A 23,840-nucleotide genomic window follows, 5' to 3' on the forward strand; every position below is an offset into this window, starting at 1 on the left:
CTGCGGCGATGTCCAGCCAATCCGCCCCGCAGCCGGCCACCACGCCGGCATCCACGCACCCCTCCGAACCGCCGGCGCCCCCGTCGGCGCGCCAGTCCCTGCCGGCCGCTTACCGGGCCGTGCGCGAGCGCAGCGTGGCATTGGCCGCGCCCGTCTCGGCCGAAGACGCGATGCTGCAATCGATGGAAGAGACCAGCCCGACCAAGTGGCACCTGGCCCACACGACCTGGTTTTTCGAACGTTTCGTGCTGGCCGAAAGCGCCGGCTACCAGCCCGTCAACGCGGACTGGGACTACCTGTTCAACAGCTATTACCAGAGCGTGGGCCCGATGCACGCCCGCCACCGGCGCGGGATGCTGTCACGCCCGTCGCTGGCCGAGGTCCTCGATTACCGCCGCGCGGTCGATGAACGCATGGGCCGCGCCTTCGACGCCGGCCGGTTCGATGCGCCGCTTTGCCAGCGCATCGAGCTGGGCCTGCATCACGAGCAGCAGCACCAGGAGCTGCTGCTGACCGACATCAAGCACGCGCTGTGGTGCAACCCGCTGAAGCCCGCCTACCGCGACGACCTGCCGCTTGCCAGCGCCGCCGCCGGTCCGCTGGACTGGCTGGGCCAGGATGAGGCAATCGTGGAGATCGGCGCCGCCGCCTGGCCGCTGGACAGCGGGTGCTTCGCCTTTGACAACGAGTCGCCCCGGCACCGCGTGTTGATGCCCGCGCACGCGCTCGCCACCCGGCCGGTGACCAACGCCGAGTACCACGACTTCATCGACGCCGGCGGCTACCGCGACGCCTCGCTATGGCTGAGCGATGGCTGGGCGCTGGTCAACCAGGCCGCGTGGCGGCACCCGATCTACTGGGACGAGGCGCTGGCGTCGGAATTCACCCTGGGCGGGACGCGGCCGATCGATCCGCACGCGCCGGTCAGCCACCTCAGCTACTACGAAGCGGACGCGTTCGCGCGCTGGGCCGGCGCGCGCCTGCCCACCGAGGTCGAGTGGGAAAACGCGGCCGCCGCGGTCGCCGTGGATGGCAACTTCGTCGACCGGGGCTACCTGCATCCGGTCGCCGCCGGGTCCGGCGCCGGCAGCGTCAATGCCAGCGCTCCGCAGCAATTGTTCGGCGACGTGTGGGAGTGGACCTCCAGCGCGTATACCGCCTACCCCGGCTTCCGCGAGATGCCCGGCTCGCTGGGCGAATACAACGGCAAGTTCATGAGCGGACAACAGATCCTCCGCGGTGGCAGCTGTGCCAGCTCGCGCGACCACCTGCGCGCCAGCTACCGCAACTTCTTCCACGCGCCCGACCGCTGGCAGTTCAGCGGCCTGCGCCTGGCGCGCTACGCATGACGGTCACCGTGGCGCCGAAGATCACGCTCAGCGACCTGCAGCCCAGCGCCGATGACATCACCGGCGACGTGCTCGCAGGGCTTTCGGCGACGCCCAAGACCCTGCCCTCGAAGTACTTCTACGACGAGCGCGGCTCGCGCCTGTTCGAGCGGATCACCCGCGAGCCGGAGTACTACCTGACCCGCGTCGAGCTGGACCTGCTGGACGCGTCGATGCCGGCGATCGCCGGGGCGGTCGCGCCGCGTGCCCACGTGGTCGAGTACGGCAGTGGCAGCGGGCGCAAGACCCACCTGCTGCTGGACGGCCTGACCGATCCCGTGGCCTACACGCCGATCGAGATCTCGCGCACCGCTTTGCTGGCCAGCGTGGAACGCCTGGCCGATGCCTACCCGGAGGTGGAGATGCTGCCGGTCTGCGCCGACTTCACCCAGCCGGTGCCGCTGCCGACGCCGGCGCGCGGCAATGGTCACGTGCTGGTGTTCTTTCCTGGATCGACGCTGGGCAACTTCCTGCCGGCCGATGCCGAGCGCCTGTTGCGCTCGATGCGCGCCACCATGGGCTCCGGTGGCCAGGCGTTGATCGGCATCGACCTGGACAAGGACCCGGCGCTGATCGAGGCGGCCTACAACGACGCCGCCGGGGTCACCGCCGACTTCACCCTCAACCTGCTGGTGCGGCTCAACCGCGACATCGGCAGCGATTTTGACGTGGACTCGTTCGCCCACCGCGCGGTGTACTCGCGCGAACGCATGCGCATCGAGACCCACCTGGTAAGCCTGCGCGACCAGCAGGTGCATGTGGCGGGCCGGCAGTTCGATTTTTCCGACGGCGAGGCGATGGAAGTCGAGTACAGCCACAAGTACACCGACGCGAGCTTCGCCGCGCTGGCCGCGCGCGCGGGCCTGCGCGTTGTCGAGCGCTGGAACGATCCCAGCGACTGGTTCGGCCTGCGCCTGCTCGCGGCGGCCTGATCGCCATTCGAGTCAAGGAGGGCGCCGGGTTCGCAGTACCTCGACACCCGCCTGCCGATGCTCTCGCGATGAGCTCAACAACCACCGTGTCACCGCCCGCCGACTCGATCGAAACGGCCAGCCAGGCGGGCCTTCGCTACGTCTGCGACGACCATCCCGGTATCGCCCGACTGCGCGCCGGCAAGGGCTTCCACTACCGCGATGCGGACGGGGATCGGGTCAGTGATGCGCAGACCCTGTCGCGCATCCAGGCGCTGGCGATTCCGCCGGCCTGGACCGAGGTGTGGATCTGCCAGCGCGCCAACGGCCACCTGCAGGCGACCGGGCGGGATGCGCGCGGCCGCAAGCAGTACCGCTACCACGCCGACTGGAGCCGGGTCCGCGGTGACGGCAAGTTCGACCGCATCGTCGAGTTCGGCGCGACCCTGCCCAGGCTGCGCCGGCACCTGCGCAAGGACCTCGCCGAGCCGGGTTTCGGCCGCGACAAGGTGCTGGCGATCGTCGTCGCGCTGCTGGCCGATACGCTGGTGCGGATCGGCAACGACCGCTATGCACGCAGCAACCGCTCCTTCGGCCTGACCACGCTGCGCAACCGCCATATCGCCTTCCTGCGCGGCGGGCGCGCGCGGCTGAGCTTCCGCGGCAAGGGCGGGCAGCAGCACGAGATCGAACTCGACGACGCGCGCCTGGCCAAGCTGGTCAAGGCCTGCCAGCAACTGCCCGGGCAGGCCCTGTTCCAGTACCGCCAGGACGACGGCAGTATCCAGCCGGTCGATTCGGGCGCGGTCAACGACTACCTCCACCGCCGCCTGGGCAACGGCTTCAGCGCGAAGGACTTCCGCACCTGGGGTGGCACGCTGATCGCGTTCCGCGAACTGGCCGGCACGCCGGTACCCGAGGCCGGACCCGGCGGCGAGCCCAGCGAGCGCGCTCTGGCCAAGGCCCGCAACGCGGTGATCAAGCAGGTCGCCGAGGAACTGGGCAACACGCCGGCGGTGTGCCGCAAGGCCTACATCGATCCGGTGGTGTTCGACGGCTGGCAGGCCGGCCGGCTGCAGCGCGCCGCGGCCAATGCGCGCGGTGCCCGTCAATGGGAACGCGCGGCGCTGAAGTTCCTCAAGCGCGAGCACCGGCGGTCGCGCTAGGCCGCCTCTTCACCCGCCGTGGTCGCGACCGTCGCCAGACTCGACGTTCCCGCGAGGAGAAACACCATGGCCACCTGCGACGTCTGCGGCAACAACTACGACAAGAGCTTCAGCGTGAAAACCGTCGACGGCGGCGGCACGTTCGACTCCTTCGAGTGCGCGATCCACGCCCTCGCACCCAGTTGCGACCATTGCCAGTGCAAGATCATCGGCCACGGCAGCGAACACGACGGCAAGATGTTCTGTTGCGCGCACTGCGCACGCAAATCGGGCGTCATCGGCTTGGAAGACCGGGTCTAGGGCAGCTCGGCGAAAGGCTGTGGATCAGGGGCCGTTATAGCTGTCCTGGGCACTGGACGGCGGCGGGATGGCATCCTCCAGCGCCGCCATTGCCTCGGCCGGCAGGGGCAGCAGCGCCCAGAACGCCACGTTGCGCTCGCGCCATTCCAGAGCAGCCTCGTTGAGGATCGCCAGCAGGGTGTCGAACTCGTCCGGCTGCGCCTCATGCCAGGCACTGCTGTTCTCGATCAGCAGCAGGTAACCCGGTGCCAGTAGCCACGACAGGTCGCCGAGGCAATCGGCCAGGGCGTCCCAGTTGCCGCCGAACCAGCCGGGGAAGGACAGGCCCTTGGCGATCCGCTCAAGCGCGTCGGCCTTCTCCGTGCAGCCCGCCAGGTCGACCCGCGCGATCGCGAAATCCAGCGAGGCGGCGGCATCCGCCATTGCGCCGCGGTCGCGTGCGTCGATGAAGAACGCGCGGGCTTGGTCGGGCTCCAGCAGCAGCGTGCGGAAGTCGGTCGGGATCACGGCGTCACCTCGAACCGGCGGAAGCTGCCGTAGTGGTCGTCGGTGTAGAAGTATTCCGTCGGCGGATCGCCGCCGGTGACGATGCGTCGCGCGCCGCGGTCGGAAGCGCCCGGCGTCGGGACCGTGTACTCGCGGTAATGGCCGCGTGCTCGCTGTGGCAGCCGCCCTTCGCGGTTCTGGAACACGCCGTCGTCCTGGGGGTACGCGTACGGCCCGCCGCGGGCAATCGCCTCCAGCACCGGCTGGGCCTCGCCGGGCAGGAATGCGGGAAAGCGGGTCTGCAGGCCACTCGATGGAGAAACGGATGCCGGCGCATTGACGCTGTCAGCAGCCTCGCTGGAAGGCGCAGGCGATTGGCCGGTCGCGACAGGCGGCACGACCGGCGCCTGCCGGTACTGGGTCCACGACCACAGGCCGGCGACGATCACGGCGACCACCAGCCACAGGCGAGTGCGGTCCATCAGGCGCTTCCTTGGTGAATTGACCCGCCGAGTCTACCGCCTGACCCGTACCGGGCCAGGACGGAGCGCACTCAGCCGCAGGCGGCCTGGTGGATCGCACCCGCGCTGTTGACGTGCAGGTTCAGCCGGTCGCCGCGATAGTCCAGCGTCACCGCCATGCCGGGCTCGATCACGCGGACATCGCGGCTGTAGCTCTCGAACCGGGCGCGTTCAACGACTTCCGGCGTGGCGGCCTGCCCGATCACCCAGCCGATCGTATCGGTGGTGCACGACTCTCCGGTTTGTTGTGCCATCGGCGGAGGCGGCATGGTGGTGCAGGCGGCGGCAACAAGGACCAGCGTGGCGGCGGACAGCGCGGTACGGATCATCGGGTTCTCCAGTCGGCGGCATTCCACAGATCGTGCCCGCCGCGTCGTTAGGATGCGGTAAACACCTCGCCGGCCGCCTCCGCCTCCGCGTCCACCAGTCGCAGGATCAGTTGCGCCAGCGTCACCACGTCCTGGTGGTTGTGGGCGCACACCCGGCGCAGCAGCGAGGACGGGCCGCCGCGCAGATAGGACAGCCACGCGGCCGGGGCTTCGGAGCCGGGCAGGTCGTCCTCGCGAACGATGCCCAGCAGCTCGCGCTCGATTGTCGCCAGCCGGCAGTTCTCCCACACGCCGCGATAGCGGCGACGGGTCGGGAACAGCAGGTCGACGTGGTCCAGGCCGGTGATCGGATCGCCCATGCGTGCCAGCCGGTAGCGCGTCTTCAGCAGCGGCGCGTCGTAGCAGCGGCCGTTGTAGCTCGACAGGACCGTGTCCGGGCCGAGCCAGTCGGTGAAGGTCTGCAGCATCAAAGGCTCGGCGGCCAGGGTCGTTATCAGCAACTGGCGGATGCGCAGGCCGTCGCCGTGGACCGGATCGTGATGCCAGTCGGCCGCGCCGATCTGGAACGCGCGGGTGCCGGTGCCGCCGGCCAGTCCCGTGGTCTCGGTATCGAAGAACAGCAGGTGGCGCGGATCGACCGCTTCGCCGTGGCGCTTGGCAAAGTCCAGCGCCAGCGTGGTGGTCGGCGCGGGAAAGGCGACGTGCGACTGGATCAGGCGCAGGCCGGGCGCTATTTCCTCCCCTGGCAGCGCGCGGTCGATCGGGCCGGCGGGGTAGTTCATGTAGGCCGGCTTGCGCTCGCGAACGCCCAGCAGGCGGCGCAGCGATTCGATCGAGGTGTGGCGCGGCGGCGCAGGGCCGGCAGCGGCTGCGTCTACCGCTCGGGGAGCTGCCGCCGTGACGGCCGGCGGAGCTGGCGTCCCTCGGACCTGACCACCGGCCTGCCTCCGCAACGCGCGCAACTTGTCCGGATTGATGCTCACGCCTCGGTCGCCTCCAGTGATTCTTTTGCCTGCAGCAACTCCAGCACGCGCACCGCCAGCGACTTGGGCGTGGCCTCGTCGCCGCCCTCGTCCGCCGCCAGGATGGGACCGACACAGGCCGGGCAGCCGGACCTGCAGTCGCAACGCCCGACCAGTTCGGACGCGCGCCGGACCAACTCAGCTTGGCGGTTCCACAGCGGCTCGCTGAGACCCACGCCGCCGGGGAAGTTGTCGTACAGATAGATGGTCGGCACGAACTGGCGCACCTCGATCATCTCCTCGTTGGCGTGGGTCAGGCGGTGGTTGGTGTCCTCGTCATCCAGAATGCTGCTGTCCTCGATCCCGCGCAGCGTGCCGCGGCCCTTGCTGTCGGCGGTGGCAAACCACGCGCCATCGCCGTTGCCGATCGCCTTTTGCAGGTCGCGCGCGTCGGCCATCACCGCCACCGTGGCCACGACGTGGAGCGCGTAACCTGCGCCCAGGAAGCCGTCCAGCGCGTCCTGCCGCGACGAAAACCACGCCAGCAGCGTCGCCTGCGGCAACTGCCACCAGGCCGCGGTGGTGTGCAGTTCCTGGTCGGGCAGGTTGACCGGGCCGTAGCCGATGTTCTCGTGGGTGTAGTAGCGGATCTTCTTGTAGCCCGACACGCGGCGCACCACGTGCACCTCGCCGTGGCTGGCCTCGCCGCGGCCGGCCGCCTCGCCCTCGAAACGCTCCAGCACCTTGAGCTTGGTGTAGTCAATGGAGTCGGTGTAGTAGTCCACGAAGGTGCGCACCACGTAGGCCTTGCGGCCTTCCCAGTCCAGCCGCTCGACCTGGAAGGGCGTGGACTGGACCATGTGGATCGCGCCCTCGTACAGGGTCAGCGCGGCGGCCGAATAGTCGACCTCGGCGATGATCTGCTGCTTGCCGCCGGTCTTGTCGACGACCACGAAGTTGCCATCGGCGACCGCCCGCAACGAGACCGATCCGGCCGGATAGCTGTCGGCGATCCACTCCCAGCGATCGCCTTCCCTGTGCACCACGTCGGTCTCGGCCAGCGCCTCCAGGAACACGTCCGGATCGATCGGGCCGAAGCCCTCGCCGACCACGAATGGCAGTTCGAAGGCCGCGCAGCGGATGTGGTCGAACAGGATCAGCGGCTGGTCCGGCGCGACCCGCGCGTGTTCCGGCGACGCATCGGCGAAGAAGTCCGGATGCCGCACCACGTACTGGTCCAGCGGCTGCGAGCTGGCGACCAGCACGCCCAGGGCCGGCTGCTGGCGACGGCCGGCGCGGCCGAAGCGCTGCCAGGTCGCTGCCACCGAGCCGGGATAGCCGTTGAGCACCACCACGTCGAGCGCGCCGATGTCCACGCCCAACTCCAGCGCGGAGGTCGAGATGATGCCGTCGATGTTGCCTGCGCGCATGTCGCGCTCGGCCGCGCGGCGCTCGGTCGGCAGGTAGCCGCCGCGATACGCGCGGATGCGTGGCGGCTTGCGCGGGTCGTGGTCGAAGATGTCCTTGAGGTACTTGGTCAGCACCTCGACCATCAGCCGGCTCTGCGCGAACACCAGCGTCTTCAGCCCGCTCTTGATCGCGATGCGGGCGATGCGGTTGCTCTGCGAACGCGCCGAGGCGCGCAGGCCCAGATCGGCGTTCACCACCGGCGGATTCCACAGCAGCACGTGCTTGTCGCCACTGGGTGCACCTGACTCGGTGATGGCCGTGACCGGTGCTTCAATCAATGCCTCACAGTGCGCCTGCGGGTTGCCGATGGTCGCCGAGCAGAGGATGAATTGCGGGCTGACGCCATAGAACGCGCAGATCCGCTTGAGCCGGCGCAGCACGTTGGTGACGTGACTGCCGAACACGCCGCGGTAGGTGTGCACCTCGTCGATGACGACGTAGCGCAGGTTCTCGAAGAACTGCGCCCACTTGGTGTGATGCGGCAGGATCGCCTGGTGCAGCATGTCCGGGTTGCTGACCACGATATCGCCGTGCAGGCGGATCGCCTGGCGGGCGTCGCCGGGGGTATCGCCGTCGAAGGTGAATGCCTTGACCCCAAGGTCGCCAGCGCGGTTGAGCTCCAGCAGCTCGGCCACCTGGTCCTGCGCCAAGGCCTTGGTCGGGAACAGGAATAGCGCCTTGGCCTTGCCCGTCATCGCCGCGCTTACTACCGGCAAGGTGTAGCAAAGCGACTTGCCCGACGCGGTCGGGGTGACGATGGCGACGTGCTCGCCGCGCTGCGTGGCGTCCCACGCCTCGGCCTGGTGCGAGTACAGCTGCTCGATGCCGCGGTCCTTGAGTGCGGACTTCAGCGCCGCCGGCACGTCCTCCGGGATCGGCGCATACGAGCCCTCGCGACCCGGAATGGTGAAGCTGCCGGTGATGCGGTCCGCGTAGCGCCGCTCCAACCGCTGGCCCAGCAATGCGCCATCGCGGGACGGGCGACCGTCGGTGGTCGACAGCGCCTGTTCGCTGGCGGCGGTGCGGGGAGCAAGAGCGTAGGACATGGCGGCCATCGTGATGAAAGGGCGCCATGGGAGCATGGGGTGGTCTCAGTGGGTGAGACGGTTGACCCACCACCGAAAGGTCGCCACTTCCGACTCTCACCAGCGCTTGGCCCTCCAGCACATAGGAGGATCCCGCTTCCTGCAGGACCACCCTGACATCGGCCGGCGCAATGCCGCTACTATTCTATGACTATGCGGTTGCTGTCAGAAATCTTTACCTTATGCGGGACTATGTGGAAATCCGGAGGCGCTGTAGATTTAAATTCCGCGATATACGGAGCCGGCAGGAGATTAACAGCGTTCTTAGGGTGGTCGCCACCGTCCGAAACCAAGGAGATGTCGCTCAGACAGCTCTGCAAAAGTATGTGGTCCACAAGAGTCGCGGTTTTGCCGTTGATCCCGATCAGCAGTATATGATCTTCATACCCAGCACCACATCGCCCTTCTGGATTGTCGGCGGCAGAACTCATCCGAACGATTGCTGAAAATGCGTGCAATCCGTCACGCGTGCGGAACTCGTCAGTCAGTGAGAATGCCTCTTCGGCTTCTGCCAGATAACTAATAAGTTCCTTGTCGGCGTAAAGGATATCTTCGTTTACCCGTGAATGCTCGTGCAGCGAAGGGCTCTTGTTATAGGCGATGTTAATTTCCGTCCCGGCTGGCAGGCGAAATCTGTAGTTCGGGAGTTGAGGATGTTGGACGCATCCTGCACAGAGTAATGCAATCGACAGGATCCTAGTCTTCATCGAGGTGATCTGCATAGCATATGCCGGTATATTTCCACTTGTTAGCCGCTGCCTTGTCTCTCTTGGGGTTTGCATCCCGAGTGCGCAGCTCTGCTGCTGTTTTACCTTCGTTCTCCGTATGCGTAATATCCCAGCCTATATTTCCCGTTTTTGAGTCACAGAGGATATCTTCGTTACGCTCCCATTTTCCCATCGCTTCGTCCCACCGATGATACCCACCCCCGTTCCAACGCGACCAGGTTTCCAACTCTAACTGTTTGCTCGTATAGGATCGCGAGTTCTTTCCCAAGAAGCTCTTGGCAGCTCTTTGTTTTTCTTGATACAAGGAGCAGCCGCCTTTGATGTTTTCCTTCCAGTTCCACATTTGTTCGAAGTCTGGAGCGGGATTGGTCATCTGCGTAAGGCCATATCCTCCGTCAAATGAAAGTAGCGGCTCACCATCTGCCTCAATGAAGTTTTTGAAGGAGCTTTCCTTGTCGATTATTTTATCAAAGCCAGCCACATCGGATATTTCCTTCAAATAGCTCAGGACCCTTTCCGCTCCAGGGTTTTTTCCTCTTATGTGGACTGACCGCTCGAAGCTCTGAGAGCCGGCGTCAACCTTTACTGTCAGCTTTCCACCCACCACCTTTTCTCCGAGGTTGGCGATCCATTTTTTATCCTCTGAAGCATGCTTTCCACTTTCTGAAAGCGTTCGAATTGTTTTTTCTTTTCTCGCACCTGTTTCACGGGTACGCTGTCTGGCTTCCCAGATGAGTTGCCATGACCATTTATAAGGTCCCGCCGCATCTGTCTCGATCTCAAATTGTATCGTTGGGAATACAGCGTCTTCACTGATAAAATAGACCTTCTGAGCGGTCGGCGAAACCCACTTCCCTTTATCTGTCGTGACTATCACCTTCACGAGCGAGTTGGGCTGTGAGTTTGTAGCGGCTGATTGCGGCGCGGTCCGCGTTGCCAGTGTCCTGATTTTATTCATCGGATGGTGATGTCCTTATCTTTCGATGGCGCAATAATGCTTAGCGTCAATCCTGTGACGCTTCGCGTGTATACTCTCTCGGTAAGGCCGTCGCTGTCCGTTACGCCTTCCCAATATTGCCCGTCCTGTCCGGCGATCCGATAATGAGCTCCGACTAGCGGGGTATTTTCGTCGTCGTTGACGACGCGGAACTGCTCGCTGAACATCTGGGCCAAGCTAATCGGGAGTGGCGGAATAGTGTTTTTCGCCTTCGCCCCACCGGCAAACGGCACCTGCCCCGCCTTAACGCGAAACTCCCCTGGGCACGCGAACGTGATATCGCCACCCTCCAGGGTTATCCGGCTCTGACCGGCCTGCAGGATAATCTTCTCCTTGGCGAGCACGTCGATGCGCTCATCACTGGCGTTGATGGTGACCGACTGGTCCGCCAGTACCTCCAGTTTCCCCGTGTTGGCCTGCAGGCTGATCGGGCCGTCAGCGGCGATCGACTTGATCGGGCCGCGCTGGGCGAACAGGGCCAGTTGGCCGCCGGCCACCCCCGCAAAGGTCTGGCCTGCGGCGATGTGGGCGTCCTGCTGGGTGGTCAGGTGCAGGTTGCCGCCGGCATACGCCAGTGCACTTTTGGGTGTTGCAAGGGCGATCGCATCCGGGCCTTCCACGAACAGCAGCGGCGTGGCCAGCCGCTCGACAGGATCGCCGCCGTCACGCTGACCACCTGCGGGCTTGGTCGCGGCTTGGCCGTTTACGGCGCCGCTGTAATGGCCGTCCTGCTCGGGATCGACCGCGGCGAGGAGGTCGGTCTGGCGTTCGTTGGCGCGCAGCGGCGCGACCTGCGCTATGCCGACCGCGTCATCCAGCGCCTGCGCGGTGCGCTGCGCACCCTTGAGCTGGGCGACGGCTTCGGTCACGTCCATCTGGGTCGAGGCGCCTTCCTGGCGCGCGGTGGTCGACAGCAGCATGCCCTGGCCGGCGCGCACGTTGGCCCAGCCCAGCGTCGCCAGATCGAAGCCCGATCCACGCACCCCGCTGCGGCGGGCGTTGTCGTGGTCGATCAGGTATCCCAGTTCCAGTCGGCTGTCGGCCAAGCTGGTGTGCAGGCGCTGGCGCAGCTGGCCGGGAGCGTCATCCATCACCCATTGCTGGGTGCCGCCGCCGTCCAGGCTCTGGGTGTGCAGGCCGCTGAGGGTGCCGGGGTGGTTGCTGGCATCGGCCAGCGCGAACGGCGGGGCGACGTTCCCGTTGTAGAGCTGGCCGGTGATGACGGGCTGGTCGATGTCGCTGTGCAGGAACTCGACCAGAACCTCGCTGCCGACGCGGGGCAGGGCGTGGCTGCCCCAGTTGGGTCCGGCCATCCACTCGGCCACGCGCACCCAGGTGCCGCTGGTGTGATCGCCGGGGGCGTGACCGTCGGGATTGGCGTGGGAAGCTGTGTCGGTCAGGCCGCCGGTGTTGGGCGCGGTGCCGCGTTGCCACGGGAACTGGATCCGCACCTGATGGTCTCGGGTGGAGGTAACGGCCGATTCGGGAAGGCCGACCACCATCGCGGTCTGCAGCCCCGGAGCCGACGGTTTGTAGCGGGCGACCGGCACCACCGGGGTCCCCGAGGTAACGGCGAGAAACCGGTTGCGGTAGTTGCCGCGCTCGATATCGCCGGCGTGGCCCAGCAGTTCGACGACGCCACTGTCCAGGTTGTTGGCGGCGCGGTGCTCGATCACCAGCGGCAGGAACGCCTGCCCGGACAGGTCAGGGTGCTGGGTCAGGGTGAAGGCGAAGCCCGACGCCATGCTGCGGGCGCTGCCGGCGCCGGCATGCAGGCGCTGCGGCAGGCGCAGCGCGTCCAGTTGCAGGGCCGCGTGCTGGTCGGCGTCGCTGCGGGTGGCAAAGCGTCCGCCGCGTGGCGCGGAGAACGACTCCAGTGCCGGAGCGTTCGGGCCGGCCGGTGCAGCCGTAGCGATGGCCGCGACCGCTTCGACCTGCTCGGGCTGCCAGCTGGCGACGGCCAGGATGCTCGCCGTGCCATGGCGCTGCTCGCTGAAACGCTGGATGGCATCGGTCGCTTCAGTCGCGTCGCTGCGGTGGAAGCGCAGGGTCGGCTCAGTGGCTTCGGGCACGCTCGCGTCGCGATCAAAGACCACCAGGGTGGCGCCGCCATCGTTGTTCTGCGAGTGCTCAAAGCGCCACGCCAGCCCGGCATCGGCCAGCAGACGGAACACGAATTCGTGGTCGCTCTCGCGGTACTGGGTAGTGATGGGGTAGACCGGCAGCGACCGGGTGACATCGACTCGCAGCGCCGCCTGCGGATAATCGTCCAGCACCCGCTCCATAACTCCCAGCGCGTCCAAATCCTGGAACATCAGCGCATTGCGGCGCAGCTTCAAGAACGCGGTCCACGGTTCCATCACCAGGCGGTAGCGGGCCAGTCCGCCGTCGCTGCCCAGGACCGCCACGTGGGTGCAGTGGCCGTGCCAGTGGCGCAGACGGCCATTGGCCAGGCGCAGGCGCAGTGACATCGTCTGGCCGAGCAGCGCTCCGGCGTCCAGAAAGGCGTCGGTGGACAGGCAGTCCACGGTGAAACGGAAATCGTCGCAGACCGCCTCGCGGCCTTCGAAGCGCTCGACCACCAGCGCGTCGGGCAGCGCGGTGGAAAGCTCGATCAGTCGCTGGTCCTGCGAGACCCGGGCCAGTGCACGGGAGACAGCCTGGATATCCATATCCATACCTTTGTTTACTTCCTGAGGTGAGGCGCCCCGCTGATCCTGCGGGCGGGCACAGCTGCGCTTCGGAGTCCTTCGGATCAACGGCCAGATTACACCAGCGCGCCCGGGATGGGACGGCCGGCCCTCACAGTCAAACCCGGCCGGGTCGACTAGGGTTTGCACACCCATCCAACGCTCCGGGTTTTCGCATGCAGGGGACTTCAGACATCCGCGCCTACGTCGCACGCGTGGTGATCGCGCTGGCACTCACCGGGGTGGCGGTCCTGCTCTGGCAACTCTCGGAGCTGGTCATGGTTGTGTTTGGCGCCGTGGTGGTGGCGGTGATGCTGCACGCACGGGCAGGTACTGGCGATGGTGGTGGTCGGCGTGCTGACCGGGCTGGGGTTGTGGCTGCTTGGCGTGCCGGTCGCATTCGGGCTGGGCATCATCACGGCGTTGTTGGATTTCGTCCCGATTGCCGGGCCGGTGCTCGCGGCGATTCCTGCGGTCCTGCTGGGTTTCACGGTCAGCCCGCAGGTCGGCCTGGGGGCGCTCGCGCTGTTCATCGTCATCCAGCAAGTCGAGAGCCACGTGCTGCAGCCGTTGATCCAGCAGCGCGCGGTGGACCTGCCGCCGGCCTTGCTGCTGATCTCGCTGTTCGCGATCGGTGCGCTGTTTGGCCTGGCCGGGGTGGTGCTGGCCGCGCCCTTGACGGTGGTGATCTTCGTGCTGGTCAAGCGCCTGTACGTGCGCGAGACCCTGGAGACCGAAACCCGGATTCCCGGCGAGGAATAAGCGGCGGATGCCGGTCGCGCGCACTTTGGTGAAGGAAAACGCCCGCCGGGAGAGAGGCCGGCGGGCGTTCGCCCTTGCTGCGACGCTCTAGTTCTTTATCTGCACGTCATCGATGTAGACGTTGACGTCGTAAGCGGTATTGGCGTGGTAAAGCCAGATCGCGTCCATCGTGACCGTGCTGGCGCTGATCGCACCGTTGCCGCCGACCCAGGCGTTCCAGTTCGACGAGGTGGGCAGCGACCACGACACGTAGGTCCACTGGTTGGCCGGAACCGACTTGCTGGTCGAGCGCTCGGTGCCGTCGCTGTCATCGATGCCTACGCCGACGCTGGTGCCGGTGCCGCCGGACCAGACCCAGAAGCCGACGGTGCCATTGGCGCGGGTCATTTTGGTGTTGCTGCCGGGATTGCCGCTGCCTGAAAGCAGGCGTACCGCCCAGTTGGCCGAGCTCGACTTGTTGTCCTTGAGCAGGACACGCAGCGAGCAGGAGCCGTTCTTGCGCGTGCTGCAGTCACGTGTCGCCGTGGAGGCGCTGGAGATGCCGGTGGTGCTGCCGGAGTAGGCAGGGCTGGTGTTGAAGTGGCCGACACTGCTTTCGAAGCGGTCCAGGTACTTGACCGCGCCGGTGCCGCCACCACTGCCCGGATTCAACAGGCCGTAGTACTTGCTCCAGTTCCAGTTGATGCCCGGATCGGTGTGGGTCTGGCCGCTGTAGTGCTGGTGGCCCTTGATCTTGACGCTGGTGGGCAACACGTTGATGCCGCTGCTGGGGGCGCCCTTGTAGGCACTGCTGCAGGGGATGCTGCTGTATTTGGCGCAGAAGCTGCGGACCACGCCGGCGGAGGCGTTGTACATCGCGTTGGTGTACCAGGAGCTGTTGTTGACGTAGCCCTCGTGCTCGATGCCCAGGGCGAAGCTGTTCTGGTTGCGCAGGTGCCAGGCGGTGTGGGCGTTGCGGACCATCTGGGTGACCTGGCCGTCGGAGCTGCGGATCACGTAGTGCGCACTGACGTTCGAACTGGCGTTCTTGAACCAGGAAATGGTGCCGGCATAACTGCCCTGCGCGGTGTGGATCGCGACCGCACTGACCGCCGCGGAACGCGACGCGTTGTAGTTGGACGAGTGCGCGGCGTTCCAGATGGCCGGGCCGTAGTCGGTGCTCTGGATGCCGGCATCCGGGCCCGCGCCAGACGTGCTCTTGACGGTGGGCCGGCCGTCAGCCGACTTGGCCCGCAGCGTCTCGCTGATCGGGTCGATCTCGAAGTCGGCGGTCTCGATGCGGTCATTGGCCACGTCCAGCCGCACCATCGGCGCGCGCTGCGCGATCAGCTGGTCCATGTCGAATGCGCGCTCCCACTCGATCGCACGCTCCGGCACCACGATGCCGCGATCGTTGACGCCGCGGTCCTGCGCCAACAGCACGTCGTAGGCAAAGCTGGTGCGCGCGAACTCGCCGACGGCGCTGGCACGCGCGGCTTCCACCGGCGATGCCGAGAAGCCGGCGTAGCGCATCAGGGCAGGGCGGATCGCTTCGGGCGATGGCGTATTGCCGCCGCGCTTGAGCGGCGAGCGCGAGTCAGCTCCGGGATGATCCTTGCGGATCTCCGCATCCAGCAGCGCGGCGGCCGCCAGTACGTTGGTGCGCGCGTCGGTGCGGACCAGGGCCGGCGAGACGCCGAGCAGCTGCGCGCCAGCGGTCACCTGGTCGGCGAAGCCCTGGCCCGCGTACAGGCCCATCACGCCGTAGGCGGCGGGCATGTGGTGGTGCGCTTCGGTCTGGGATTGATTGGCGTCGGGCTGGATGTTCAGCCAGCGGCTCTGCACGTAGGCGATCGACTCCAGGGTGCCCACCGGCACCGCCGGATACCGTGCATAGGCTTCCTTGAAGTAACGCTGAAAGGCCTGGCGCTGCGGTCGGAGCGCGGCTTCCTCGGCGTTCAACTGTTCGACCAGCGCAGCTTCCTCGGGCAGCGTGGCCGACTCGCCGGCGAACGCGGTCGAGGCAAGCAGGCCGCTGATCGCGACCGAAAGCAGAATTCGTGAATATCCCCTCATGATTCCCTGAGCTCCGTATGGTGTGCGTCCCCTGCCACGGCGTTATCGCGCGGGTCGCTAAGCCTGCGTTCAGCGATTTTCCGATTCGGGCAGTGCGTCGCGTTCAGGAGCGGGAAATCCGCTGAAACGCTAGGGCAAACCCTCGATTCGACCCCGGAACTTTGCCGCATCGCACCCATACTTCGCGCGGACGAAACGTATGGGAGCGCGTTTCAGGCCCGTGCCATCGAGTGCTGTTCGGCGCCCGGCAGGACTCCGGCAGGCAGCTCGCCGATGCGTCGAGTGCGCAACTGCGACGCACTGGCCACGCCGATTCCGCGCCGCCCGTGGGCGATGTACAGCGTCACGTGAGGTGGCGGCAGCGGCAACTGTCGACCCAGCAGGCGGCCGAGCGCCTGATGGAACGGACGCATCGCCGGCAACTGGATCAGCTCGATGATCGATTGGCGCGGAGCCACGACGGGAACCGGGCCCGCAGCCGGAGCGGGATCGGGGTCGGAATCGGGAGCGGGGTCGGATTCGGGATCTGGATCTGGATGAGCCCGGTCGTGGCCGCCCATGGTCACCGGCGGCGGCCGGATGCCCAGGACGATGAACCGTCCCGTACGTTGAAACTTCCAATCCTGCGCGGCCACCGCGCGGGCAATCCGCTTTGCCAGGAACTCCGTTGCCAACGCGGCGTGGAGCTCGTGCCCGAGTCGCGAACCGATCAGGGTGATGTGCAGTTCCTGTTTGGGCGCGTAGACGGTGCCATCGATCTCGATCGGGTGCTCCGGGGTCGGCCACACCCTGCAATCGATCGGCAGCACGAGCGTGTGGGCAGGCCGGTGCAGGTCCATGTCCAGATCATGCACCAGCCGTCGCAGGAGCGGGTGGCGCTTCCCGCGCCCCGTGCCCCGCAAACGCGCGTGCCGCAGCGCTGTTTGGCTGCCGTCAAGGCGGTCCGCGCTGCTGCGGCGCACAATAGACGGTTGTTTTCGGCTGGATGCACCGCGTGGCTTCTTCGATACCCCCGCCTCCCGATCGACCGCAAGGCCAGAGTCGCTACGCGGTGATCCTGTTTGCGCTGGCCCTGGGCGGCTTTGCGATCGGTACCAGCGAGTTCGCGATGATGGGGCTGATGCCCAACCTGGTGCAGGCCTTCGCCGTCAACGAACCGCAGGTGGGCCACATGATCAGTGCCTACGCGCTGGGCGTCGTGGTGGGCGCGCCGGTGCTGGCCATCCTCGGCGCGCGCCTGCCGCGGCGCACCCTGCTGCTGGCCCTGATGGCGTTCTATGCACTGGGCAATCTGGCGACCGCGCTGGCGCCCAGTTACGCCACGATGCTGGCGTTCCGCTTCATTGCCGGACTGCCGCACGGCGCCTATTTCGGCGTCGCCATGCTGGTGGCGGCCGACCTGGCAGGCCCCGAGCGCCGCGGCACCGCGGTCAGCCAGGTCATGTTGGGTCTGTCGATCGCGATCCTGGTGGGCAATCCGCTGGCCACGTGGATGGGCCAGGCGTTCAGCTGGCGCTACACCTTTGCCATGGTCGCGGCGGTGGCCGTGGTTACCGCGCTGATGATCGGCCGCCACCTGGCGTCGGTGCCGGCCGATCCGGAACAGTCGCCGCTGCGCGAACTGCGCGCGTTCAACACCTCGCAGGTATGGCTGACCCTGCTGATCGGCGCGATCGGGTTCGCCGGCATGTTCTGCGTCTTCAGCTACCTCACGGCCACCCTGACCCACGTCACCGGGCTCGGCGAGGGCTGGATTCCGATCGCGCTGGCCGTGTTCGGCGCCGGGTCGGTGGTCGGCAATCTGGCCGGCGGCTGGCTGGTGGACCGCATGCAGTTCCGCGCCACGGCGGTCATCCTGATCTGGTCCGCACTCGTGCTCGCGGTCTTCCCGCTCGCCGCGCATTCGTTGTGGACCATCCTGCCTGCGGTGCTGGCGATCGGGACCATGGGCGCGCTGGGTCCTGCGCTGCAGACCCGCCTGATGGACGTGGCCGGCGAGGCGCAGACCCTGGCCGCGGCGTCCAACCACGCCGCCTTCAACGCCGCCAACGCGCTGGGGCCGTGGCTGGGCGGACTGGCGATCACCGCCGGGCTCGGCTGGACGTCCACCGGCTACGTCGGCGCGGCGACGGCCGTGGCGGGCCTGCTGATCTACCTCTATGCGCGCCGGGGCGACCACCGCAGCGGCGAGGTGATGCTGGCGGAGCGGACGCCGCAGTGACCGCCGCGTCAGTGGATCCTTGCGGTCCGGCCCCGGGCGATGCGACGCGCCGGGATCGTCCATCATGGGCGGATTCCCACCGGTAGCCGATCGCAGCCATGTCCGACAAGCCCTTCTCGCCCGCCTCCGAGCGCAATCGTGACGCCATCCTGGCGGTGCTGCGTTCGGCGTTTGCGCACCGGCAGCGCGTCCTGGAGATCGGCAGCGGCACCGGCCAGCACGCGGTCCATTTCGCGGCCGCGCTGCCCGGGCTGAGCTGGCAGTGCACCGACCGTCCCGAGCACCTGCCCGGCATCCGCCAGTGGCTGGCGGAGGCGGCGCTGGCCAACACGCCGCCACCGCGCGCGCTGGATGTGGATGACGCGGTCTGGGACGTGGCCGGCGATGCGCGCGCGTTTGACGCGGCCTTCAGCGCCAACACCCTGCACATCATGGGCTGGGAGCAGGTCCTGGCGTTCTTTACCGGGCTCGATCGGGTGCTGGCGCCGGCCGCAACGCTGGTGGTGTACGGACCGTTCAATTACGCCGGGACTTTCACCAGCGACAGCAACCGCGAGTTCGATGGCTGGCTGAAGGCGCGCGACCCGGCATCAGGCATCCGCGATTTCGAGGCGGTCGACGCGCTGGCCGACGCGATCGGCATGCGCCTGGTGGAGGATGTGGCGATGCCGGCCAACAATCGCTGCATCGTGTGGGAGCGCGGACAATGACGCGCTCGCTGCGGATGCGAGGACGGATGGCCGCGCTCGCGCTCGGTTGCGCCGTCAGCGGTGGTGTCCTGGCGCAGGAGCCGATCCCCACAGACGCTGGTGCCGCCACGCCCCTGCCGACCTCGACCGTGCGGCTGGAGGCGGGCGAGTACCTGTGGATGCCGGAAATGGCGCCCGCCGGACCGGTGGTGCTGGTCATCAGCCTGCCCGAGCAGTTGCTGCACGTGTACCGCAATGGCGTGCGCATCGGCGTGTCCACCGTGAGCACCGGCAAGGCCGGCCACGAGACGCCCACCGGGGTGTTCTCGATCCTGCAAAAGCGCAAGGAGCACTATTCCAACCTCTACAACAACGCGCCCATGCCCTACATGCAGCGACTGACCTGGGACGGGATCGCGCTGCACGCCGGCAACCTGCCCGGCTACCCGGCCTCCCACGGCTGCGTGCGCATGCCGTTCGAGTTCTCGCAAAAGCTCTACGGCGTCACGGCCAACGGCATGACGGTGGTGGTGGCCAATGAATCCTCGCACTCGCCGTCCGTGTCCTACCCGGGCTGGTTCGCGCCGGTGGATCCGGTCAGCGGCGCCGATGCGCGCGGGCATCGGGTCGAGTTCGGTGACATCGGGCCGGGCGAGTACAGCTGGAATCCCGAGCGCGCGCCCCACGGGGCACTGACCCTGGTATTGAGCCTGGCCGACCAGCAGCTGGTGACGATGCGCAACGGCGTGGAAATCGGTCGCGCCAGCGTGACCACGCGCAGTGCGCAGCTGCCGGGCACCCACGTGTACGTGCTGCTGGAAGGCGAGGGCAGCGATACCGACGTCGCGGCCGCTACGCGTCCGGCGTTGCGCTGGTTGCAGGTGGCGAGCATCGGCGGCGGTGATTCGGCCGACGCCGCCGCGATCGAGGCGGCCCTCGGCCATGGCGGGGTGCAGCTTCCTCCGGGGTTTGCCGACGCCGTCCAGCCGGTGCTGCAGCCCGGGTCCACCGTCGTGGTCACCAGCGAGTCGATCCGCGGCACCGCGCCCGCCGACCTGACCGTGCTGCGTGCCGACGAGGATCCGGCCGCCCCGCCGCCCGACGGAGACTGAATTCGCCGGCAGGGTCATCACCCGCTGTTCAGGCGCGACCGGCTCCCGGCCCGTATCCTGCCAGCCATGCCACGCCTGCCCGCCTCCCTGCTTCTGACCTGCGCCGCTGCCATCGCCGTGTGCTCGGCCGGCTCGCGCCCCGTCGTCGCGGGTCCAGCGGCGGCCTACACACCGCCCTCCGTCCAGAGCCCCCTGGCCGAGTCGGCGCTTGACCGGTGGATTGCTGAACCGGAGGCGGCAGAAGAGTCGTCTGCGGCATCAATCCTGCTCACCAGCCTGCGTGCGGCCGCACCGGAGATCGATCCGGGCGTGTTGGCGCTCGCCCTGGAAGCGCGCGCCTGCGCACTCAACAGCGGGGCGGCCGGCGGCACCCGCCTGGCGGTGATCGACTACTCGCTGCCGTCCACGCGCAAGCGCATGTGGGTGTTCGACCTCCAGCAGCCCGGCCTGCTTTACGCCGAACACGTGGCCCACGGGCAGGGCAGCGGCGAAAACCTGTCCAACCGCTTCAGCAACGTGGACGGCAGCCACCAGACCAGCCTCGGCCTGTTCCGCACCGCGGAGACCTACGTCGGCGGCAACGGCTACTCCCTGCGCATGGACGGCCTGGAGCCGGGCGTGAACGACAATGCCCGCGACCGCCTGATCGTGATCCATGGCGCCCCGTACGTGAACCCGGACCAGGCACAGCGCCAGGGCCGGCTGGGGCGCAGCTACGGTTGCCCGGCGCTGCGGCCGCAGGTCGCGCGCGAGATCATCGACACCATCAAGAACGAGCAGCTGGTGTTCGCCTACTACCCCGATGATCCGTGGCTGACGGGTTCGCGCTTCTTTGGCTGTGGCGGCCGCACGGCCGGCCAGATCCTCGCCGATGCGCGCGGGCAGGCGGCAACCGGCGACGCATTGGCCAGCGCGGATCGCCCGGCGCGAGAGTCGGGCGCCACGCTCTAGGGCCGGGTTCACCGCCCTTCGACCGGCCTGTGGCCACCATGGACGCATTGAAGTTCATGGAGTGGCGCGATGAAGACCGATGGCCCCGTATTTGGTGAAAGCTCCCTGAGCAAGCTGGCGGCCGTCTTCGACACGCGCGAGCGCGCCGATGTCGTGGCCGCCCGGTTGCGCCAGCAGTTCAATCTGGGCGCCGCGCAACTCCAGGTGATCTCGCCCGAGGACCCGCATCCGGGCCGCAAGATGGAGCCTGAGAGCCGCGGCATCCGCCAGACCGCGATCAAGGCGCACATCACCTTCGCCATCCTGGGCGTCGTCGCCGGGCTGGTGATCTTCCTGATCCTGCGCGGCATGCAGATCGCCGCGGTGACGAGTTCACCGCTGGCCGTCGCCGGGGTGCTGGTGTTCTTCGGTGCGGTGTTCGGCCTGTTTGCCGGCGGCCTGATCACCCTGCGGCCGGACCAGGACCACGTGGTGCTCAAGGTGCGCGAGGCACTGGACAACGGCCGCTTTGTGATCGTCGCCAATCCGGTCGACCGCGAGCAGCGCACCCGCCTGGCCGAAGCGCTGCGGGGCGAATCCAGCGACGTCGCCGGCAGCCTGTGAGACAGTCCCGGTCTCTTCGGGAGTCGTTCTGATGGTGTTCCGGATATCGGTCGTGCTGCTGGCCCTGCTGTCGCTGGCCGGGGTGTTCATGCCTGAGGCGTTCGGCGAGGTCAGCGCCCGGGCCCAGGCGCTTACCCTGTCCGGCGCGGGCTGGATGTACCTGGTGATCGTGTTCGTGGCGCTGATCTTCCTGCTGTACCTGGCGGTCAGCCCGATGGGAGCGTTGCGCATCGGCGGGGACGACGCGGAGCCTGAATTCAGCCGAAGCTCGTGGTTCGCCATGCTGTTCTCCGCCGGCATGGGCATCGGGCTGGTCTTCTTCGGTGCCGCCGAGCCGCTGTCGCACTTCCAGCGGCCGCCCGAAGGCATCGAGCCGCAGAGTCTCGAAGCCGCGCGCGCGTCGCTGCGCTACGTCTTCTTCCACTGGGGCCTGCATCCGTGGGCGATCTACGCCCTGATGGGCCTGGCGATGGCGTGGTTCCAGTTCAACCGCAAGTCGCGGGGCCTGATCAGTGACCTGCTGGAACCCCTGATCGGCGAGCGCCACTCCCACGGGGCGGTCGGCAAGGCCATCGACGTGCTGGCGGTGGTGGCCACCGCGATCGGCGTGGCGACCACGCTGGGCTTCGGCGCCATGCAGATCAGCGCCGGCCTCAGCCACGTGACCACCGTGCCGGCCGGTTTCGCCACCCAGGCGGTGATCATCGCAGTGGCGTTCGTCTTGTACATGGCATCCAGCGCGACCGGCCTGTCGCGCGGCATCAAGTGGCTTTCCAACTTCAACATGGCGGTGGCGGCGCTGTTGCTGGCCCTGGTCATCGTGCTCGGGCCGACCGCGTTCATTTTTGAATCGCTCACCACCACCTTGGGCGCCTACCTCAACCAGCTGCCGGCGATGAGCCTGCACATGACGCCGTTTTCCCAGCGCGCCTGGGTCGGTGACTGGACCATCTTCTACTGGGCCTGGTGGATCGCCTGGGCGCCGTTCGTGGGGGCGTTCTTTGCGAAGATCTCCTACGGCCGCACGGTGCGCGAGTTCGTGTTCGGCGTGGTCTGCGGGCCGGCGCTGGTGAGCTTCGTCTGGTTCGCCGCATTCGGCGCGACCGTGCTCTACCAGCAGATGTTCCAGGGCGCCGACCAGCTGGCCGCGCTCAGCCTGGGGATCGAGCACGTGCTGTTCGCGATGGCCGACCTGCTGCCGCTGTCCTCGGTGATCTCGTGGGTGGCGATCGTGTTGCTGCTGAGCTTCTTCGTCACCTCGGCCGACTCCGCAACGTTGGTGCTGGCCAGCATGTCCAGCGAGTCCGCCGGCGATCCGCCGCTGGCAAAGAAGGTGGTCTGGGGCGTCCTGCAGTCGCTCATTGCTGTCGCGCTGCTGGCGGCAGGCGGGCTGGAAGCGCTGCAGTCGGTGATCATCGTCGCCGCGCTGCCGTTCGCCGTGCTGCTGGTGGCGATCATGGTCTCGTTGAACCGCACCCTGGGCGAGGAGAAGCGGCTGCGCGAGCGCCACGACCGCGAGGTCCGCCACGCCGAAGTGCGGTGGCTGCAAAAGGAGCGCGAGCGTGCGGAGAAACTCGAGCCTGGCGCGGGCGACCTGTGACAGCGTGAGCCGGGAGTGAGCCGTGAGCCACTGGCCGGGAGCCCTTGGCCTGGAGCCCCTGCCCGGGAGCCGGCGCCGCCGGGTCCGGCCGCTCAGTAATCGGAAGAGACGTTGGCTTCCAGCGGCACCTGGTGGGCCTTCAGCCAGGCCACGACCTCCCGCCGTTCGGCGACTGCACGCTCGTTGAGCGCGTTGCGCGGCGGGTAGGAGAAGTAATACGCCTGGAAGCTCGCACCGCCCGAGTTGGTCGCCGTCGGGTCCGCGCCCGCCTCCAGCAGCATCAGGATCGCCGCGCCGGCGTTGGTGCGGGCGGCAACGTGCAGGGGACGGTCGCCGTTGTGGTCGCCCAGGTCGGGATCGGCGCCCGCCTCCAGCAGGATGCGGACATTGTCCAGCTGCAGGCCGCGCAGGGCGCGGGACAGCGGCGTCGATCCGGTGGCGGCATTGCGCACGTTCGGATCACCCCCATGGGCAAGCACGGCTTTGAGGAACGCCGGATCGGCCAGGAACGCGGCGGCATGGACCGGTGTTTCGCCGCCGCCGCCGGGCTGGTTGGGGTCGGCGCCACCGTCGAGCAGCGCCTGGGTCGCGGCGAGGTTCTCCGCCCCGATTGCCGCTACCAGCAACGTCGCCCCGTCCACCCCGGGTGTATTGGGGTCGACGCTGGCGAGCTGGCGCTTGATCTCGGCGCTGTCACCGCTGGCAACCGCCTGGGCAAGCGGCTCGAGGCTGGAACTGGCGAAGGCATCGTTGCTCATGGACTGTGGATCACATCCGGTAGCGGAAAGGAGGAACGCGGCAAAAAGGGCGCCGG

The 23,840-nt window shown here is 67.5% G+C and carries 20 protein-coding genes and 2 pseudogenes; 11 read left to right on the forward strand and 11 right to left on the reverse strand.

Going from position 1 to position 23,840, the window contains the following annotated elements; all coding sequences use genetic code 11:
• The first annotated feature begins 8 nt into the window (after nt 1-8).
• The 4 genes from egtB (at nt 9) to INQ41_RS00220 (ending at nt 3,765) form a co-directional block, all read left to right on the forward strand.
• The gene (egtB, locus tag INQ41_RS13170; RefSeq protein ID WP_228076631.1) at nt 9-1,349 is read left to right on the forward strand and encodes an ergothioneine biosynthesis protein EgtB; all 1,341 of its coding nucleotides are present in this window, start codon (nt 9-11) and stop codon (nt 1,347-1,349) included.
• Complete coding sequence (gene egtD / locus INQ41_RS13175; RefSeq protein WP_228076632.1) at nt 1,346-2,320, forward strand: L-histidine N(alpha)-methyltransferase; 975 nt, start codon at nt 1,346-1,348, stop codon at nt 2,318-2,320. Before egtB ends, egtD begins: the two co-directional genes overlap by 4 nt.
• Nucleotides 2,321-2,388: 68 nt before the next feature.
• Nucleotides 2,389-3,465 (forward strand): DNA topoisomerase IB, encoded by a 1,077-nt coding sequence (locus INQ41_RS00215; protein ID WP_193985202.1) that lies wholly within the window; start codon nt 2,389-2,391, stop codon nt 3,463-3,465.
• Nucleotides 3,466-3,531: 66 nt separating this feature from the next.
• On the forward strand, nt 3,532-3,765 hold the full coding sequence (locus tag INQ41_RS00220; protein ID WP_193985204.1) for a hypothetical protein: 234 nt from the start codon (nt 3,532-3,534) through the stop codon (nt 3,763-3,765).
• Nucleotides 3,766-3,789: 24 nt separating this feature from the next.
• Here INQ41_RS00220 and INQ41_RS00225 read toward each other — a convergent pair whose 3' ends face one another.
• From INQ41_RS00225 to INQ41_RS00260, 8 genes are all read right to left on the reverse strand, one after another.
• Complete coding sequence (locus INQ41_RS00225; protein ID WP_193985206.1) at nt 3,790-4,272, reverse strand: barstar family protein; 483 nt, start codon at nt 4,270-4,272, stop codon at nt 3,790-3,792.
• Nucleotides 4,269-4,733 (reverse strand): ribonuclease domain-containing protein, encoded by a 465-nt coding sequence (locus tag INQ41_RS00230; protein ID WP_193985208.1) that lies wholly within the window; start codon nt 4,731-4,733, stop codon nt 4,269-4,271. The genes INQ41_RS00225 and INQ41_RS00230 overlap by 4 nt, the downstream gene beginning before the upstream one ends.
• A gap of 71 nt (nt 4,734-4,804) precedes the next feature.
• Complete coding sequence (locus INQ41_RS00235) at nt 4,805-5,101, reverse strand: I78 family peptidase inhibitor (RefSeq protein ID WP_193985210.1); 297 nt, start codon at nt 5,099-5,101, stop codon at nt 4,805-4,807.
• Nucleotides 5,102-5,148: 47 nt separating this feature from the next.
• The gene (locus INQ41_RS00240) at nt 5,149-6,084 is read right to left on the reverse strand and encodes a ribonuclease H-like domain-containing protein (RefSeq protein ID WP_193985212.1); all 936 of its coding nucleotides are present in this window, start codon (nt 6,082-6,084) and stop codon (nt 5,149-5,151) included.
• Nucleotides 6,081-8,579: a DEAD/DEAH box helicase gene (locus tag INQ41_RS00245; protein WP_193985214.1), complete on the reverse strand. Its 2,499-nt coding sequence runs from the start codon at nt 8,577-8,579 to the stop codon at nt 6,081-6,083. Before INQ41_RS00245 ends, INQ41_RS00240 begins: the two co-directional genes overlap by 4 nt.
• 179 nt (nt 8,580-8,758) lie before the next feature.
• Nucleotides 8,759-9,325 carry a hypothetical protein gene (locus INQ41_RS00250; protein ID WP_193985216.1) on the reverse strand — a complete coding sequence of 189 codons (567 nt, stop codon included), beginning with the start codon at nt 9,323-9,325 and terminating at the stop codon, nt 8,759-8,761.
• Complete coding sequence (locus tag INQ41_RS00255) at nt 9,315-10,304, reverse strand: hypothetical protein (RefSeq protein ID WP_193985218.1); 990 nt, start codon at nt 10,302-10,304, stop codon at nt 9,315-9,317. The genes INQ41_RS00250 and INQ41_RS00255 overlap by 11 nt, the downstream gene beginning before the upstream one ends.
• Entirely contained in the window at nt 10,301-13,015 is a 2,715-nt protein-coding gene (locus INQ41_RS00260; RefSeq protein WP_228076633.1) for a type VI secretion system Vgr family protein, read from the reverse strand. Before INQ41_RS00260 ends, INQ41_RS00255 begins: the two co-directional genes overlap by 4 nt.
• A 342-nt stretch (nt 13,016-13,357) precedes the next feature.
• Between INQ41_RS00260 and INQ41_RS00265 the strand changes: the two are divergent.
• A pseudogene (locus INQ41_RS00265) lies at nt 13,358-13,795 on the forward strand (AI-2E family transporter); the annotation flags it as partial.
• 87 nt (nt 13,796-13,882) lie between these two features.
• On the opposite strand, the gene INQ41_RS00270 reads toward INQ41_RS00265, so the two are convergent.
• Both INQ41_RS00270 and INQ41_RS00275 read right to left on the reverse strand, forming a co-directional pair.
• A complete protein-coding gene (locus INQ41_RS00270) occupies nt 13,883-15,850 on the reverse strand; it encodes an N-acetylmuramoyl-L-alanine amidase (protein ID WP_193985223.1) in 1,968 nt (655 codons plus the stop codon).
• A 212-nt stretch (nt 15,851-16,062) separates the two neighbouring features.
• Nucleotides 16,063-16,689 carry a hypothetical protein gene (locus INQ41_RS00275; RefSeq protein WP_193985225.1) on the reverse strand — a complete coding sequence of 209 codons (627 nt, stop codon included), beginning with the start codon at nt 16,687-16,689 and terminating at the stop codon, nt 16,063-16,065.
• A gap of 146 nt (nt 16,690-16,835) precedes the next feature.
• Here INQ41_RS00275 and INQ41_RS00280 point away from each other — a divergent pair, with 146 nt between their 5' ends.
• From INQ41_RS00280 to INQ41_RS00305, 6 genes and pseudogenes are all read left to right on the forward strand, one after another.
• The gene (locus INQ41_RS00280; RefSeq protein ID WP_193985227.1) at nt 16,836-18,071 is read left to right on the forward strand and encodes an MFS transporter; all 1,236 of its coding nucleotides are present in this window, start codon (nt 16,836-16,838) and stop codon (nt 18,069-18,071) included.
• Between the two features lie 98 nt (nt 18,072-18,169).
• On the forward strand, nt 18,170-18,781 hold the full coding sequence (locus tag INQ41_RS00285) for a DUF938 domain-containing protein (RefSeq protein WP_193985229.1): 612 nt from the start codon (nt 18,170-18,172) through the stop codon (nt 18,779-18,781).
• Complete coding sequence (locus INQ41_RS00290; protein WP_193985231.1) at nt 18,778-19,872, forward strand: L,D-transpeptidase; 1,095 nt, start codon at nt 18,778-18,780, stop codon at nt 19,870-19,872. Before INQ41_RS00285 ends, INQ41_RS00290 begins: the two co-directional genes overlap by 4 nt.
• Nucleotides 19,873-19,938: 66 nt before the next feature.
• A pseudogene (locus INQ41_RS00295) lies at nt 19,939-20,727 on the forward strand (murein L,D-transpeptidase catalytic domain family protein); the annotation flags it as partial.
• A 165-nt stretch (nt 20,728-20,892) separates the two neighbouring features.
• Nucleotides 20,893-21,426 carry a riboflavin biosynthesis protein RibA gene (locus tag INQ41_RS00300; protein WP_193985235.1) on the forward strand — a complete coding sequence of 178 codons (534 nt, stop codon included), beginning with the start codon at nt 20,893-20,895 and terminating at the stop codon, nt 21,424-21,426.
• Nucleotides 21,427-21,457: 31 nt separating this feature from the next.
• Nucleotides 21,458-23,026 (forward strand): BCCT family transporter, encoded by a 1,569-nt coding sequence (locus INQ41_RS00305; protein WP_193985237.1) that lies wholly within the window; start codon nt 21,458-21,460, stop codon nt 23,024-23,026.
• 92 nt (nt 23,027-23,118) lie between these two features.
• Here the strand turns inward: INQ41_RS00305 and INQ41_RS00310 are convergent, their stop codons facing one another.
• Complete coding sequence (locus INQ41_RS00310) at nt 23,119-23,784, reverse strand: ankyrin repeat domain-containing protein (protein WP_193985239.1); 666 nt, start codon at nt 23,782-23,784, stop codon at nt 23,119-23,121.
• Nucleotides 23,785-23,840 lie beyond the last annotated feature (56 nt).

This window comes from Lysobacter ciconiae (assembly GCF_015209725.1).
GTDB classification, from domain to species: domain Bacteria; phylum Pseudomonadota; class Gammaproteobacteria; order Xanthomonadales; family Xanthomonadaceae; genus Novilysobacter; species Novilysobacter ciconiae.